The organism is Paenibacillus sp. FSL K6-2859 (assembly GCF_038008265.1).
Classification (GTDB): Bacteria; Bacillota; Bacilli; order Paenibacillales; family Paenibacillaceae; genus Paenibacillus_AQ; species Paenibacillus_AQ nitricinens.
The window spans coordinates 4,281,895-4,296,820 of record NZ_JBBOYU010000001.1 but is presented as its reverse complement, the minus strand read 5'-3'; the positions used below and the strand labels follow the sequence as shown (position 1 = coordinate 4,296,820).

The 14,926-nt window shown below is 43.8% G+C and carries 19 protein-coding genes; all 19 read left to right on the top strand.

Annotation, left to right across the window (positions count from 1 at the left end):
- The first annotated feature begins 4 nt into the window (after window positions 1-4).
- The 19 genes from fliG (at window position 5) to flhB (ending at window position 14,917) form a co-directional block, all read left to right on the top strand.
- On the top strand, window positions 5-1,021 hold the full coding sequence (gene fliG, locus MHB64_RS19185) for a flagellar motor switch protein FliG (protein WP_042128934.1): 1,017 nt from the start codon (window positions 5-7) through the stop codon (window positions 1,019-1,021).
- Entirely contained in the window at window positions 1,014-1,862 is an 849-nt protein-coding gene (locus MHB64_RS19180) for a FliH/SctL family protein (protein WP_094869607.1), read from the top strand. The genes fliG and MHB64_RS19180 overlap by 8 nt, the downstream gene beginning before the upstream one ends.
- Window positions 1,831-3,168, top strand: coding sequence for a flagellar protein export ATPase FliI (gene fliI, locus MHB64_RS19175; protein WP_279306853.1), 1,338 nt, complete (start codon window positions 1,831-1,833; stop codon window positions 3,166-3,168). Before MHB64_RS19180 ends, fliI begins: the two co-directional genes overlap by 32 nt.
- A 9-nt stretch (window positions 3,169-3,177) precedes the next feature.
- Window positions 3,178-3,621: a flagellar export protein FliJ gene (gene fliJ / locus MHB64_RS19170; RefSeq protein ID WP_094869608.1), complete on the top strand. Its 444-nt coding sequence runs from the start codon at window positions 3,178-3,180 to the stop codon at window positions 3,619-3,621.
- Window positions 3,622-3,639: 18 nt separating this feature from the next.
- Window positions 3,640-4,581, top strand: coding sequence for a MotE family protein (locus MHB64_RS19165; protein ID WP_341135162.1), 942 nt, complete (start codon window positions 3,640-3,642; stop codon window positions 4,579-4,581).
- 25 nt (window positions 4,582-4,606) lie between these two features.
- On the top strand, window positions 4,607-6,085 hold the full coding sequence (locus tag MHB64_RS19160; protein ID WP_341135161.1) for a flagellar hook-length control protein FliK: 1,479 nt from the start codon (window positions 4,607-4,609) through the stop codon (window positions 6,083-6,085).
- 32 nt (window positions 6,086-6,117) lie between these two features.
- Window positions 6,118-6,612, top strand: coding sequence for a flagellar hook capping FlgD N-terminal domain-containing protein (locus MHB64_RS19155; protein WP_094869610.1), 495 nt, complete (start codon window positions 6,118-6,120; stop codon window positions 6,610-6,612).
- On the top strand, window positions 6,609-6,995 hold the full coding sequence (locus MHB64_RS19150; RefSeq protein WP_094869611.1) for a TIGR02530 family flagellar biosynthesis protein: 387 nt from the start codon (window positions 6,609-6,611) through the stop codon (window positions 6,993-6,995). The genes MHB64_RS19155 and MHB64_RS19150 overlap by 4 nt, the downstream gene beginning before the upstream one ends.
- 103 nt (window positions 6,996-7,098) lie before the next feature.
- Window positions 7,099-7,917, top strand: a complete 819-nt coding sequence (gene flgG, locus MHB64_RS19145; RefSeq protein WP_094869612.1) for a flagellar basal body rod protein FlgG — start codon at window positions 7,099-7,101, stop codon at window positions 7,915-7,917.
- Window positions 7,918-8,006: 89 nt separating this feature from the next.
- Complete coding sequence (locus MHB64_RS19140; protein WP_042128923.1) at window positions 8,007-8,231, top strand: flagellar FlbD family protein; 225 nt, start codon at window positions 8,007-8,009, stop codon at window positions 8,229-8,231.
- On the top strand, window positions 8,228-8,695 hold the full coding sequence (locus MHB64_RS19135; protein ID WP_094869613.1) for a flagellar basal body-associated FliL family protein: 468 nt from the start codon (window positions 8,228-8,230) through the stop codon (window positions 8,693-8,695). Before MHB64_RS19140 ends, MHB64_RS19135 begins: the two co-directional genes overlap by 4 nt.
- A gap of 39 nt (window positions 8,696-8,734) precedes the next feature.
- On the top strand, window positions 8,735-9,733 hold the full coding sequence (gene fliM / locus MHB64_RS19130; RefSeq protein WP_042189444.1) for a flagellar motor switch protein FliM: 999 nt from the start codon (window positions 8,735-8,737) through the stop codon (window positions 9,731-9,733).
- On the top strand, window positions 9,723-11,024 hold the full coding sequence (fliY, locus tag MHB64_RS19125) for a flagellar motor switch phosphatase FliY (protein WP_094869614.1): 1,302 nt from the start codon (window positions 9,723-9,725) through the stop codon (window positions 11,022-11,024). Before fliM ends, fliY begins: the two co-directional genes overlap by 11 nt.
- Before the next feature lie 26 nt (window positions 11,025-11,050).
- Window positions 11,051-11,416, top strand: a complete 366-nt coding sequence (locus MHB64_RS19120) for a response regulator (protein WP_036688523.1) — start codon at window positions 11,051-11,053, stop codon at window positions 11,414-11,416.
- Window positions 11,417-11,425: 9 nt separating this feature from the next.
- A complete protein-coding gene (locus MHB64_RS19115; protein WP_042128914.1) occupies window positions 11,426-11,953 on the top strand; it encodes a flagellar biosynthetic protein FliO in 528 nt (175 codons plus the stop codon).
- Window positions 11,950-12,714, top strand: coding sequence for a flagellar type III secretion system pore protein FliP (gene fliP / locus MHB64_RS19110; RefSeq protein WP_042189441.1), 765 nt, complete (start codon window positions 11,950-11,952; stop codon window positions 12,712-12,714). The genes MHB64_RS19115 and fliP overlap by 4 nt, the downstream gene beginning before the upstream one ends.
- A 21-nt stretch (window positions 12,715-12,735) precedes the next feature.
- Entirely contained in the window at window positions 12,736-13,005 is a 270-nt protein-coding gene (gene fliQ / locus MHB64_RS19105; RefSeq protein WP_036688516.1) for a flagellar biosynthesis protein FliQ, read from the top strand.
- 9 nt (window positions 13,006-13,014) lie between these two features.
- Window positions 13,015-13,800, top strand: a complete 786-nt coding sequence (gene fliR / locus MHB64_RS19100) for a flagellar biosynthetic protein FliR (protein ID WP_042194135.1) — start codon at window positions 13,015-13,017, stop codon at window positions 13,798-13,800.
- A gap of 22 nt (window positions 13,801-13,822) precedes the next feature.
- On the top strand, window positions 13,823-14,917 hold the full coding sequence (gene flhB / locus MHB64_RS19095; protein WP_094875998.1) for a flagellar biosynthesis protein FlhB: 1,095 nt from the start codon (window positions 13,823-13,825) through the stop codon (window positions 14,915-14,917).
- Window positions 14,918-14,926: the final 9 nt, after the last annotated feature.

Sequence of the window (14,926 nt, the reverse complement as noted above, 5' to 3'; positions counted from 1 at the left end):
ACTAATGGCAAAGGCTAGTCAGCAGGGGCTTAGTGGCCGTCAAAAGGCCGCGATCCTGCTTATCACACTAGGGCCCGAGGTATCGGCGCAAATATTCAAACATTTAAGAGACGAGGAGATTGAACAATTAACTCTTGAAATTGCCAATGTCCGTAAAGTGGACAGCAGTGAAAAAGAGTCGATCATGTCTGAGTTCCATCAGATATGCCTCGCCCAGGAATATATATCACAAGGCGGTATTAACTACGCCAAAGAGATTCTGGAGAAAGCACTTGGTTCCGCAAAAGCAATGGAGGTCATTAACCGTCTGACTGCGACTTTGCAGGTAAGACCTTTCGATTTTGCACGCAAGGCTGATCCAAACCAGATTTTGAACTTTATTCAGAATGAGAATGTCCAGACTATCGCACTTGTATTGTCTTATCTACAATTTGAACAAGCCGCAGCTATTCTCTCTTCGTTACCTCAAGAGAAGCAGGCGGAGGTGGCTAGAAGAATTGCTGTAATGGACAGCACCTCTCCGGAGGTCATTACACAAATTGAACGAGTGCTGGAGCAGAAGCTTTCTGCTACAGTAACTCAGGATTATACAAATGCTGGCGGTATCGAATCAATTGTACAAATCCTGAATGGGGTTGACCGTGGGACAGAGCGCACAATTCTGGATTCTCTTGAAATTCAAGATCCAGAGCTCGCCGAGGAAATCAAGAAGCGGATGTTCGTATTCGAGGATATTGTCAATGTGGATAATCGTTCGATTCAGCGTATTATTCGTGATATTGATAATGCGGATCTGCAGCTTGCCCTTAAGGTTGCAAGCGAAGAAGTACGAGATGTTATTTTCCGGAATATGTCCAAACGTATGGCAGAGACCTTCCGAGAAGAAATGGAGTACATGGGTCCTGTGCGGTTGCGTGATGTAGAAGAAGCGCAAACGCGTATTGTAGGTACGATCCGCAGACTCGAAGAGTCTGGAGAAATTATCATCGCTCGTGGCGGAGGAGATGACATCATTGTCTAAGCTGATTAAGCATTCTCAGTATGTTCCAGTTGATGTACTGAAAAGATTGGAGCAGGCCCGGCACTATGCGGGCCTAACTGAGGAGCCCGTTCTAGAGGAGACTGTAAGCGAGACTCACTATCATGATCCCGCTCGTGAAGAGGCTGAAGTCGCACGCAAGCAAATGCTTAAAGATGCCCAAGAATTTGCTGAAGAGCAAGTTCGGAATGCCTCTCTTGAAGCGGAACAGATTGTTGAATCCTCAAAAGCGGAGGCTGAAGAGTGGTGGAAAGAGCGGCGTGAGCAGGATGAACATCTGGTAGAGGCCGTCAAAGCGGAGGCTTATCAGCTAGGGTATCAAGAAGGTGTTTCTCAAGCTGAGCAAGAGATGAAGCTCAAAATTGCTGCGATGATGGACGAAGCGCGTGCTGTTTTAACTGAAGCCTATAAGGCAAGGGATGTCATTATTCAGGAAGCTGAACCTTTCTTGGTTGAGCTAAGCTGTGATATTGCGGAGAAAATTGTGGATAGGCAGTTAACGGTTGAGCCGCAGTTTGCAATGGATTTGATTCGAAAGAATCTAGCTCGTAAACGTGAGCAGGGGCTGATCTCACTGTGTGTATCACCTGCGCAGTTCGCTTTCGTAAACGCAGCAAGGGAAGAATTGTCATTAGCGGTTGACTCGCAGGCTGAACTACAGATCTTGCCTGACTCGACTGTGAAAGATCAAGGTTGTGTAATCCGCTCCTCCTTTGGCAGCATAGATGCCCGAATTGATACTCAGCTTGCAGAAATCAAGAAAGAGCTGGTTAGAATCGCGCTGGACACCGATGAGCAGAGAAATGGGGAAGAAGATGCTTGATAGTAACCGTTATAAGGAGCAACTTCGTAATCTCGATCCGGTGAGGATCAATGGGAAGGTGACGCAGGTTATCGGTCTTATGGTTGAATCGGAAGGACCTGATGCTAGCATTGGTGATGTGTGCTATATCTATCCTTCTAAAGGAAATAAGCCGCTGCAAGCTGAAGTCGTTGGTTTCCGTGACAACAAGGTGCTATTAATGCCACTTGGAGAACTGCAGGCAATTGGACCTGGTTGTGATGTAGTGGGAACAGGCAAGCCGCTTAGTGTTCAGGTGGGTTCAGAATTGCTGGGTAAGGTACTGGATGGTTTAGGTCAACCGCTTGATGGTTCCCTGATCCCAGCTCGAATGCCACATAGTTCGACCTTTAACATTCCGTCCAACCCACTCAACAGACCACGAGTGCAAGAACCTATTAGCATCGGTGTAAGAGCGATAGATGGTTTGCTAACCATTGGTAAAGGTCAGCGGGTGGGGATTTTCGCTGGTTCAGGGGTCGGCAAAAGTACGCTCATGGGAATGATTGCACGTAATACATCAGCAGATGTTAATGTTATCGCTCTGATTGGGGAACGTGGCAGGGAAGTACTGGATTTCATCGAACGCGATTTAGGACCTGAGGGTTTGCAGAGGTCAGTCGTTATTGTCGCTACATCTGATCAGCCTGCATTAATTCGAATTAAGGGAGCACTTATAGCTACTACGATTGCTGAGTATTTCCGGGATCGTGGGCTTAATGTGATGCTGATGATGGATTCGGTGACTCGTTATGCTATGGCTCAACGTGAAGTTGGACTTGCAGTCGGAGAACCACCAGCTATGAGAGGTTACACACCATCGGTATTTGCAAGCTTACCTAAACTACTAGAACGTGCCGGAACTGGTCCTACAGGCTCTATCACAGCTTTTTACACTGTATTGGTTGATGGTGATGATATGAATGAGCCGATCGCTGATGCAGTGAGAGGGATACTCGATGGACATATCGTCCTTAACCGAAGTATTGCGAACAAAGGACATTTTCCAGCAATAGATGTGCTCTCCAGTATTAGTCGTGTAATGAAGGATATTGCGCCAGAAGAACAGATCGCCGCAGCAGAGAATGTTAAGCGACTAATGGCCGTGTACAAGGATTCAGAAGATTTAATTAATATCGGAGCGTATCAGAGAGGCTCCAATGCTCAAATCGATGAGTCGATGGAGTATATAGACAGTATATGGGAATTCACCAAACAAAGAGTGAATGAAAAAGTTACGCTGGCTGAAGTTCAACAGTCTTTAATTTCACACTTCTCGAGGAGTTGATTCAGTATCATGAGATTTCATTATACTTTTCAAAAAGTCGTTGACTTGAAGGGCAATGAGAAGACACAGGCAGAATGGATGCTCTCAAGCGCGCTTGGAGAATTGCAGGCACAAGAAAGAAGCCTGGATGAACTCACCTTTCAGCGGAGCGCTATTATGTTATCTTTACAAAATGCCGCAGAACAAAAGGCACCTATGGCGAAGATTCGTGAAATGCAAGAATATGTAGAATACCTGGATATATGCATTGCTCGTAAACATACGGACATTAAAAGTGCACATCAGGAAGTCTTGAAGAAGCAAGATCAGTTAAGCACAAAGGTATTAGACGAAAAAGTATGGTTAAAAGCAAAAGATAAGGCTGAGACACAGTTTCAGCAAAGTATGAGTTTACGGGAACAAAACGAACTGGATGAGATGGCAACCGTCCGCTTCGCGATGAAATCCCTCTAACCCGGGAGGTTTCCGCTAGTGGCTAATATTGATAATGACATGGAACTTGAAAATGAAGGGTCAGCGGGGAAATTTGAGCGGTTCTTATTTCTAATGATACCGATTATCTTCACGCTAGTACTGCTTGGAGTACTGTTGACGCTTTTTAATATGGACATTCGTAATAACGTGCTTGAAGTTGCGAATAAAATTCCGATTCTGGAAAAATGGGTTCCTGATCCGCCAACAGATCCTTCTAAACCGAAGGAAGAAAGCAAGAAACAGGAAGTGAGCTCAAACTCAACGATTAAGGAGCTCAAAGCTCAGCTTGCCCAGCAGGCAGATGAGTTGAAGAAGGTCTCCGATGAAAAAACAGCCCAGGATACCAAGGTTCAGGCGCTAGAGTCGCAAATTGAGGGAATGAAGACGGAAGCCGCTGCAGCTGCTGAAGTAAACACGGAGGCAACAGAAGACCCTTATCAGAAGCAGGTTACTGATCTGGCGAAGCTGTACGCGGGCATGAAGGCTTCCAAAGCTGCACCGATTATGGAGAATTTGACTACAGAAGAGATGGTGCAGATATTCAGCGTAATGAATAAAGCGAGTAAAACTGCGATTCTGGAAAAAATGGATCCTAAAAAAGCGGCAGATGTCACGATTAAGTTGAAAGAAACAACCTCTTCGAGTGATATGGCTATTGCTGCTCTTCAATCTAGATTGAAAAAAGAAGCTGGCGCTACTCAAACGACTAAAACTAGTGCAAATCTGGATAAGGAAAAGTTGAATCAAACCTTTAGTTCAATGACGCCTGCCAATGCAGCTTCTCTACTAGGGGAAATGTACAAGATTAGCCCTGATAAAGTAGTAACGATTATGAATACCGTAAGTGATAGTGTTCGTTCATCAATTTTGGGCGAAATGACTAAAAATGATAGTGCGCAAACCGCGAAGATTGTTAACCGTTTGATGGGTGCTAAATAAATAATGAAAGGAGGTGAAAAATAATATGAGTTTAGTGGTTCAATCGCTTGTGAACGCAAATACAGCTGCTGCAAGTGGTAGCTCATCAACTTCTACTGGCACAACAGCATCTGCTGTACCTTTCTCTCAGACATTAGTGCAAACTATGGGAGGAAACACAGCTAACACCACATCGGTACCTACTGATCCGCTTCTGGGAAATCTAACCTCTTTACTGCAAGGTCTTTTAAAGGAAGTGCAGACGACTGGAGAAGATCAAGGAGGACAAGATACGCAGAATTCTGATCTTATCGAGAAGCTAACTGCTGATGTTGAAAACCTGGATGAAAGCATTAATAGCGATCCTGCTGTGCTGGCAGCTTTGCAAGCTTGGCTTCTTCAGGTATCAGCTCTTCTATCAGGAAGTCAAGTGACCGAGAGTGATGCTACATCTGATATGGAGTCGGCAGGAAGCTTGTCGCCGTTAGCCCAGCATGCAGATACGCTGCGATTTGCTGTTCAAGATGATTTGCAAAGTTTAGTTACTATGATTCAGGAAGCTGCTGTCAGTGGGAACGAAGAGGCTGCTAGTAAAGGGATAAGCCTGTTAAATAATTTCACAGCGATTCTAGAACAATCCTCCGCTAACACTATTAAGGGGAAGGGAAAGAACTCCAGCTCAAATGAAAATTCTGGTGTATCTGTACAACAACCTATAGTGACTGAAAGCAAAGGTAGTACGCCGGACAAGACCATTCAAAACCTTAGTAACCGTACTGGAGAAGCGGCTGCAATTAAGAATGAAGCAGTCCTAACTTCGCCTGTGACCTCAGGAGCTGTTCAAGATGCTGAAGCAGAGCTTACCACTCCATTGATTAAAAGCAGTGCAACTGGAGAAACAAAGCAGGCAGAATCCACTCAAGATTCCACATCAGGAACTACTATCATAGAAGGAGAACATGAGGTTGTAACGGCTGGTCAACTAGCTCTTCGGGGAGGAATTACGGCTCCGTTGAAGGCTGAAGTCCCAGTAGCTCCTGTACCCGTTCATCAGTTTGCACAGGAAATGACAGGTTTTATTACAGGTAAATTGGAGATTGTGCAAAAAGGCGGAGTAGCTGAGGCTACGATATCACTCTTTCCAGAAAACCTCGGACAAGTAGATGTTAAGATTACTATGCAAAATGGTCATCTCGTAGCACAGTTTATGACTGAACATTCCGGAGCTAAGGATATGTTGGAACAGCAAATGAACCAGCTTCGAGCGGCATTGCAGTCTCAAGGCCTCCAAGTAGAAAAATTAGAAGTCACACAAAATAATACCCCCCTCAATTCACAATGGGGTCAAGAAGGACGCCAACCTGGTTCTGGAAGTGGCCAGCAGGGAAGACGCTCCAAAGAAAGTCGTGAGGAAGCTAATGATGCCATTCTTGCCGCAGAGCTAAATGGTGAATGGAAAGATTGGGTTTCAAACGCAGGGCAAGAAGAAGATAATCAAGGGAACTCCTTCTCTGCCAAAGCTTAAACTTATCATAAGTGAAAGAGAGGTGAACGGTTATGACGACAACAACTCCTCCTGTTTCTACCAAAGACCAGTGGAATTATACAACTCCTGAATCTACTAAAACAACAGGAAATTCTGCTTTGGGTAAGGATCAGTTTTTGAAGATATTGATCACCCAGCTGCAGAATCAAGATCCGATGCAACCGATGCAAGATAAAGAATTTATTGCTCAAATGGCACAGTTTACATCTGTTGAGCAGCTGATGAATATCTCTACACAGCTTACATCAATGAATCAGTCTCTTGGCTCAGTATCCGGCTTGATTGGTAAAGATATCACATGGACAGATACCGCCACAAATCTGCCTAAGACAGGGAATGTTGAATCAATCGTTGTCAGCAAGGGGATTCAATATGCGGTTGTGGGGAAAGACAGAGTTGCTTTAACCGATATTACACAAATTCAGAATCCTGCAACAACAGAGAATGGTTCTGGTACAGATAGTAATACTCCGGAGAATAACGGAGGAAGCGAGGCGACAATATGAGTGACAGGCTGACCATAGGCCAACTGTATCCTGCGTCGTCCCTACATTCCTCAACGTTACAGCGATCTTCGATACCGAAGCAGACTGTGACTGGAGAAGCCACCTTTGAGAGCGTACTGCAACAGAAACTACTAAAATTCAGTAATCATGCTGCCAAGCGTCTTGAACAAAGAGGAATTGAACTTGGAAGCAGACAACTGGATCAGATTTCTTCAGCTGTGGATAAAGCTGCTGCCAAAGGTAGTAAAGAATCCTTGATATTAATGAAGGATTTGGCATTTATCGTAAGTGTCCCGAATCGTACGGTTGTAACCGCAATGGATGGAAGTTCGATTAAAGATAACGTGTTTACGCAAATTGATAGTGCAATTGTGATTTCATAACCGGCTGGTCCTAAAGGAAAGCCGAGGCGGCCGCTGACCGACTGACGCGGTCCCATTCACTTAGTAAGTTATTAGGACTCTATAATCTGGGAGGACAACACAAATGTTAAGATCTATGTATTCAGGGGTTTCGGGGATGAGAGGCTTTCAGACTAAGCTTGATGTAATCGGTAATAACATTGCCAATGTCAATACAATTGGTTTTAAATCAGGACGGGTTATGTTTAAGGACATTATGAGTCAAACCGTTTCTGGTGTAACAGCTCCTAGTGACGATGCCCAAGGTGGTGTGAATGCTAAACAAATCGGACTGGGCGTAAGTATCGCTTCAATTGATACACTCCATTTGGCTGGTAGTGCTCAAACTACTAACAATCCTACAGATTTGCGTATTGACGGAGATGGCTTTTTCTTAGTGAAGCTTACTGCGGATCAGGAAACTGCTTTTTTGACTCGTGCAGGAGATTTTCATGTAGATGCTGCACGTAATCTTGTTACTTCTGACGGACTTCATGTGCTAGATGCCGATGGTACTGCCATTCAACTGGGTGATGATGTAACAGCATTCTCCATTTCCAATGATGGAACGATTGTTCAGACCATGGCGGATGGAACGACTGAAGCAGGTGTGAAGATCGGAGTGGCTAAGGTTACTAATCCATCTGGACTTGAGAAGATCGGTGGTAATCTGTACCGGATGTCACTTAATGCGAATGCAGAAGGCGAACTTGTTCCTACGACAGCGAATGATACTGAAACTGGAACAGGCGCTATCATTTCGGGTCAGCTTGAAATGTCCAATGTGGATCTTACGAATGAATTTACAGAAATGATCGTATCGCAACGTGGATTCCAGGCGAACTCCCGTATCATTACGACTTCTGATGAAGTGCTGCAGGAAGTAGTTAATCTGAAGCGTTAATTTTATCAATAATTTAATTTCTTTTTTAAAGATTAACGCGGAGTCGTGGGGGAGATACCCCTCCCCCTATTTTTGTTAGGAGGCCTGTTATGATATCGGTAACGAGATTAAATGGAACACCGATGTGGATCAATGCCCTACTGGTAGAAATGGTAGAAGAAAGCCCGGATACATATATTACACTAGTAACCGGAAAAAGACTGATCGTGCTTGAAAAAGCGGATGAAGTTATTACGAAGATCCGGGATTATAACAGGGACATAGGCACATATGCTGCCACCATTAAAGTCCAGTCAATGGAGGAGCTAACATGAAGAAGATGCTGCCATGGTTACTTACGATTTTACTTGCGATTACACTTATCGTGATAGCCGCATTTCTATTAATGGACAAGATCTTTCCGAATGATACGAATGATGTAAATGCTGCGGTTCAAAGTGTGGAAACCAAACATTTAACTGCTGATGAAATCGTCGAATTAACGGCAGAGATCAAAGATATCAAAACAAATCTTGCTGATCCCGATTATATCGTTCAGATAGATTTCGCTTTCCAACTGAATTCTGCGAAATCAAAGGAAGCATTCGAAAAAATAAAAGAGATCAAAATCAAACCGATTATTATCAAAACGCTTGCAGATACCAAACCTGAGGAGCTTAATGGAGCAAATGGCAAAGACCAGCTTAGCAGCAAGCTTGTTAATCTGATCAATAAGACATTGACCGAAGGCAAAATCACTCAGATCGAAGTCACCAAATACCTTTTGGCTTCTATGTAGCTTCAGGCATGATAATTCTTTGATAGGGGGGTGATTGAATTGGTTGATGTACTATCACAAAACGAAATAGATGCTCTACTTGCTGCACTTTCTTCAGGTGAGATGGATGCCGATGAGCTTAAAAAGGAAGAAACTCAGAAGAAGATCCGATCGTATGACTTTAAACGGGCCGTTCGATTTTCTAAAGATCATATCCGTAGTCTTACAAGGATTCATGACAATTTCGCACGCTATCTTACAACGTACTTTTCAGCCCAATTACGCACCTTTGTGCAGATTAATGTCGTTCAAGTAGAGCAGCTCCCTTATGATGAATTCATTCGTTCCATTCCGAAAATGACAATACTGAACATTTTTGAAGCCGAACCTTTAGAAGGTCGAATGGTAATGGAAGTTCATCCAAACATCGCTTTCGCTATGCTGGACAGATTGCTGGGCGGTTTTGGGACTGCACCATCTAAGATTAATGCTTTAACTGAAATCGAAACAACGATTATGGAGCGTATCTTCAGCAGATGTTTTGAGAGCTTGCAGGAAGCTTGGAAGACTGTGCTGGATATCCATCCGCGCATGGAAGCGCTCGAAACGAACCCACAGTTCATGCAAATTGTATCGCCCAATGAGACCATTGCATTAATCTCGTTAAGCACCAAAATTGGAGATACAACAGGTATGATTAATCTTTGCATACCGCACGTCGTTCTGGAACCAATAATGTCTAGACTATCTGTTCACCAATGGTTTGTAACAGAGAAGAAGACGCGGGATGCAGATGAACTTGAAGCCATTAAGGCTAGAGTTCATAAGGCGAAACTGCCGATTGTCGCTGAACTGGGAGAATCGAGCTTATCTATATCTGAGTTTCTTGGGCTTAGCGTCGGTGACGTGATCTCACTAAACAGGAATGTAGATTCTGGACTCTCGATTAAGGTAGGGGAGAAGCTTAAGTTCATCGGAAGTCCTGGAATGGTGAAGGACCGGGTAGCCGTGCAAATAGACGAGATTGTCAGTGAAGGAGTTGAAGAATTTGACGAGTAAAGATTATTTATCCCAAGAAGAAATCGACGCCCTTCTGAGACAATCTGCGGAAGGCTCATTGGCTCCTTCAGAGAAAACGGTAAATGACTATTTAACACCGTTTGAACAGGATGCTTTGGGTGAAATCGGTAATATAACGTTTGGCAGTGCAGCTACAGCTCTTTCCACATTACTGGGGAAAAAGGTTGATATTACAACCCCTCAAGTTTCCATCATTACACGAGGGGAGTTTGAAGTGGCCTTTCCTAAGCCGCATGTAGCTGTACACGTGGAATATGTTGATGGATTTCAGGGTATTAACTCACTTGTTATTAAAATTAGGGATGCACAGGTTATCGCAGATTTAATGCTTGGTGGAGAAGGCGAACCTAAAGATGAAGAATTGAATGAAATCCACATTAGTGCTGTGCAGGAAGCTATGAACCAAATGATGGGTTCTTCTGCCACATCAATGTCTACTATCTTCAATCGATTTGTTAATATTTCGCCTCCGGGTATCGACATTCTGAACATGTCCAGCGGTGAAGGTGTTGGCAGCTTACCCAATGACGAAACCTTAATTCGGATTTCGTTCCGACTTAAGATAGGAGATTTAATAGATTCTACTATTATGCAGCTCTTGCCTGTCCAGTTTGCTAAGGATATGGTGACGATGCTTCTGGGTGATGTAAGCCCTGCAGCGCAGGAGGCTGCAGTTACGTCGACAGAGACTCCTGCTAAGCCAGCTCAAGAGACGCCTCCTGTAGCTCCTCCAGTGCAACAGGCGCCTTCACAGCCCACAGGAGAAACCCCTCCGCCATACCCGCCGCAGGGGATGCCTGGTTATCCAGGAATGCCAGAAGGCGGATATTATTATCCTCCAGCAGGAATGCCGGCGTATGGCATGCCAGGGATGCCACCCTACGGAATGCCGCCTCAAGGCATGCCTTATGGGCAGACACCACCGCTTAGTCCTGAAGCGAATCGCAATGTAAATGTACAGCCTGTACAATTTGCTAACCTTAACGGTGGAGCTTTTGGTCATATTGATGAAAACAATTTAAATTTATTGATGGACATACCGCTTAGAGTAACCGTAGAATTAGGAAGGACCCAGAAGCAGATTAAAGATATTTTAGAAATGTCTCAAGGCTCGATCATTGAGCTGGACAAGCTCGCCGGTGAGCCTGTAGATATTTTGGTTAACAACAAGCTTATTGCCAAAGGTGAAGTCGTAGTTATCGACGAAAACTTCGGCGTACGCGTTACGGATATCGTCAGCCAGTGGGACCGAATTCAGAAATTACAATAAGCATACTTAGGGAGGATTTTGTAAAAATGGCTAACCGAATTCTAATCGTGGACGATGCAGCATTTATGAGAATGATGATCCGTGACATTTTGTCGAAAAACGGATTTGAAGTAGTGGGCGAAGCTCAGGACGGTTCTCAAGCGATAGAAAAATTCAAGGAACTGCGTCCGGACCTCATCACGATGGATATTACTATGCCTGAGATGGACGGAATCGCCGCCCTGAAAGAAATCAAGAAAGTAGATCCGGCTGCTAAGGTCATCATGTGTTCAGCCATGGGCCAGCAGGCTATGGTAATCGATGCTATTCAAGCGGGAGCGAAGGACTTTATTGTGAAGCCTTTCCAGGCAGACCGCGTTATCGAAGCTATCAACAAGACGTTGGGTGTGTAGGAAAAAGACATGCCCGTCAATTCAGAACCGCTCGGTAGCAATAACACCCTGCTGAATTTGCTTAACGTTATTATTGTCCTTGCGGTAATCATTGTACTTATTGTGCTGCTGATCCGTTTTCTTGGACGTCGTAATCAGACCTTTATGAGCGGGCGCTCCATTCGGACGCTTGGTGCTGTAGGGCTGGGACCTAACAAGTCGATGCAGGTTATTGAACTGGGAAGCAGCCTTTACTTAATCGGGATTGGTGAGAACATATCCATCTTGGATAAAGTCACTGATCCAGATGAGGTGGCTTTGATCATTGCAGCATTTGAGGATCAGTCCTCCAACCAGAATAATTTTCTCGCACCGCTTATTGCCAAGGTTAAGGTTAAGCTGCGTGGGGAGGTTCCATCAGAAGAAATCGAGCTTAGTGAAACATCATCTTTTTACGAGACACTGCAATCCAAGCTTCGTTCTGCACCAGAGCGTAAAGAGAAAATGGAAGAGCTGTTCCGGGATGATGCTACTAAGGATGAGTCGAGGAATTTATGAAAAAGAAGCTAATTCTTGCTATTCTGCTGTTCGGGTTCATTAGTATAGTCATGATGCGGCCGATACATGCTGATCCTATACCTAATGTTAATATTCAGGTCGGTAATGAAGATGGTTCAAGCGGTGGTACCAGTTCCATATCCATTCTTCTTCTCGTTACGGTTCTGAGTATTGCTCCGGCGTTTCTAGTTCTTATGACCAGTTTTACTAGAATTGTAATCGTGCTCGGTTTTGTTAGAACCTCACTTGGTACTCAGGCCATGCCTCCCAATCAGGTGCTGGTAGGGCTTGCTCTATTTCTGACCCTATTTATTATGTCGCCAACTTTGGCGCAAGTAAATGAAACGGCATTACAGCCGTATATGAAGGGGACGATTACCCAGACTGAGGCTTTTGATAAAGCTGCTGATCCGATGAAAGAGTTTATGTTTAAACAGACCAATTCCAAAGACCTTTTGTTATTTATGAAATATACCGGTTATACGGGATCGGCTAAACCGGCTACATACAGTGATATTCCACTGACGGTGATGGTGCCAGCTTTCGCAATTGGAGAATTGAAAAAAGCTTTTACAATGGGCTTCTTAATTTTCATTCCATTTCTGATTATTGATATTGTTGTGGCGAGTACGCTGATGGCCATGGGAATGATGATGCTTCCCCCGGTCATGATTTCATTACCTTTTAAAATTATGCTCTTTGTACTGGTAGACGGCTGGTACTTAGTCATTAAATCACTACTTCTTAGTTTTAACACCTGACCTTAAGAGGAGGCATGAGGATTGAGTACGGAGTTTATTATCGGTCTAGCAAGCCAAGCCGTATATTTAGTGCTGGAAGTCAGCGCTCCCATGCTGATTCTTGGTCTGGTGGTAGGGCTAATAATCAGTATCTTTCAAGCTACGACACAGATTCAGGAACAGACGCTAGCGTTTGTTCCAAAAATCGTCGCAGTACTGCTGGCTTTATTGCTATTTGGGCCGTGGATCATCACGAAGCTAATTGACTTTACTAGCCAAATTCTAGGAAATCTCTACATGTATATTGGTTAACCAATGAACATGGATACCTTATTGCAAAGTTTACCCGTCTTTTTGCTTATTTTTTGTCGAATTACAGCCTTTTTTGTTGTCGTTCCTGTATTTTCTTCTCAAGGGGTACCGACAACTTTTAAGATAGGCATATCTTTTTTTGTAGCATTGGTAGTCTTTAGTGCTAATGGAACAGGGATTACGATTCCGCAGGATTTTAGTTATATTTTGCTGATTATGAGAGAAGTATTAATAGGTTTATTGCTAGGTTTCATTGGATATTTGATGTTTATGGCGATACAGACAGCAGGTTCTTTCATTGATATTCAGATTGGTTTCGGTATTGCCAACGTCATAGATCCTATGACAGGAACGTCAGCACCTATTCTCGGTAATTTCAAATATATGATAGCCCTGCTAATGTTTTTGAGCATGAATGGACATCACCATTTACTAGATGCCATTGTGTACAGCTATAAATGGATTCCTATGAATAATGATTTATTTCTACGCATGGTTGATGGTAGTTTGTCAGAGTTTCTGGTCCGAACATTTGCGCAGTCGTTTGTATTAGCTTTTCAGATGTCGGCTCCATTAGTGACTGCACTGTTTCTGACCGATGTTGGTCTTGCTTTTTTGGCGAGAACGGCTCCGCAATATAATGTATTCGTTATAGGGGTTCCGCTAAAAATCATCATAGGCATTGCACTTCTTTTAGTGCTGATGCCAGGTCTGGCTGTGTTGTTTCAGAATCTCTTCGAAATCATGTTCGAATCCATGGAGAATTTACTGGGTCTCATGGGGAAGAAGCCGTAGGTGACCGTAAGGGGAGAGTATTATGCCTAAGACGAAGCGTTATAGACTAGATCTTCAACTCTTCGCCGGTGAAAAGACGGAAAAAGCAACCCCGAAGAAACGGCAGGATGCTCGTAAAAAAGGCCAAGTAGCCAAAAGTGCTGAGCTGTCTGGTGCGGTTGTATTGCTAGCTGCGGTAGTTAGCTTGATGATGTTTGGTGGTTTTATGAAAGAGCGTTTTATGAAGCTATACACGGACGTTTTTCAGAATCGAATGATGCTGGATGTTACACCTGAGAATATAACGTTGCTATTTAATCAGTATGGCTTGCAAATCTTGATTTTGCTAGCCCCATTACTTGGAATTACGTTTGTTATGGCACTTGTTTCCAACTTGGCGCAGGTGGGCTTTATGGCTACAGGAGAGGGGATTACTCCTAAATTCAGTAAGATTAATCCGATAAAAGGATTCAAAAATATTTTCTCTATGCGTTCGTTTGTAGAATTCCTGAAATCAATATTTAAGCTTCTAATTATTTCTTATCTGGTATATAGCACTTTATGGGGAGAAAAGAAGAACTTTGCATCCCTGTCGCATATCAGTGCGGAGGGGATTTTTAAGTTTGCGGCCAAGCTGACGATGAGTCTTGGACTGAAAATCGGGGTTGCCCTGCTAATTATGGCTATTCTAGATTTTATGTATCAGAAGTACGAGCACGAAAAAAGCCTGAAAATGTCTAAGCAGGATATTAAGGATGAATACAAGAAAATGGAGGGTGACCCTCTAATTAAAGGTAAGATCAGGGAACGCCAACGCAGAATGGCCATGCAGCGTATGATGCAGGAAGTTCCTAACGCGGATGTAATTATTACGAATCCAACTCACTTTGCTGTTGCGCTAAAATATGATGGCTCCAAAATGGAGGCGCCACAGATTATTGCAAAAGGGCAGGATTATGTAGCACTTCGTATTCGGGAGCTGGCTAAAGAGCATGGCGTCGTGACTATGGAAAACAAACCGCTGGCACGGGCATTATTCCAAAGAGCAGAAATTGGAGATGTCGTTCCAAATGATCTGTTTCAGGCTGTAGCTGAAGTGCTGGCATATGTATATAAACTTAAAGGTAAGAGGAAATAAGGCGGGGGG

What these genes read in the sequence shown, in the direction of transcription:
- fliG (WP_042128934.1), top strand. Translation starts at nt 5, where the DNA reads ATGGCAAAGGCTAGTCAGCAGGGGCTTAGTGGCCGTCAAAAGGCCGCG.
- fliI (WP_279306853.1), top strand. Translation starts at nt 1,831, where the DNA reads ATGAGCAGAGAAATGGGGAAGAAGATGCTTGATAGTAACCGTTATAAG.
- fliJ (WP_094869608.1), top strand. Translation starts at nt 3,178, where the DNA reads ATGAGATTTCATTATACTTTTCAAAAAGTCGTTGACTTGAAGGGCAAT.
- MHB64_RS19160 (WP_341135161.1), top strand. Translation starts at nt 4,607, where the DNA reads ATGAGTTTAGTGGTTCAATCGCTTGTGAACGCAAATACAGCTGCTGCA.
- MHB64_RS19155 (WP_094869610.1), top strand. Translation starts at nt 6,118, where the DNA reads ATGACGACAACAACTCCTCCTGTTTCTACCAAAGACCAGTGGAATTAT.
- MHB64_RS19150 (WP_094869611.1), top strand. Translation starts at nt 6,609, where the DNA reads ATGAGTGACAGGCTGACCATAGGCCAACTGTATCCTGCGTCGTCCCTA.
- flgG (WP_094869612.1), top strand. Translation starts at nt 7,099, where the DNA reads ATGTTAAGATCTATGTATTCAGGGGTTTCGGGGATGAGAGGCTTTCAG.
- MHB64_RS19140 (WP_042128923.1), top strand. Translation starts at nt 8,007, where the DNA reads ATGATATCGGTAACGAGATTAAATGGAACACCGATGTGGATCAATGCC.
- MHB64_RS19135 (WP_094869613.1), top strand. Translation starts at nt 8,228, where the DNA reads ATGAAGAAGATGCTGCCATGGTTACTTACGATTTTACTTGCGATTACA.
- MHB64_RS19120 (WP_036688523.1), top strand. Translation starts at nt 11,051, where the DNA reads ATGGCTAACCGAATTCTAATCGTGGACGATGCAGCATTTATGAGAATG.
- MHB64_RS19115 (WP_042128914.1), top strand. Translation starts at nt 11,426, where the DNA reads ATGCCCGTCAATTCAGAACCGCTCGGTAGCAATAACACCCTGCTGAAT.
- fliP (WP_042189441.1), top strand. Translation starts at nt 11,950, where the DNA reads ATGAAAAAGAAGCTAATTCTTGCTATTCTGCTGTTCGGGTTCATTAGT.
- fliR (WP_042194135.1), top strand. Translation starts at nt 13,015, where the DNA reads ATGGATACCTTATTGCAAAGTTTACCCGTCTTTTTGCTTATTTTTTGT.
- flhB (WP_094875998.1), top strand. Translation starts at nt 13,823, where the DNA reads ATGCCTAAGACGAAGCGTTATAGACTAGATCTTCAACTCTTCGCCGGT.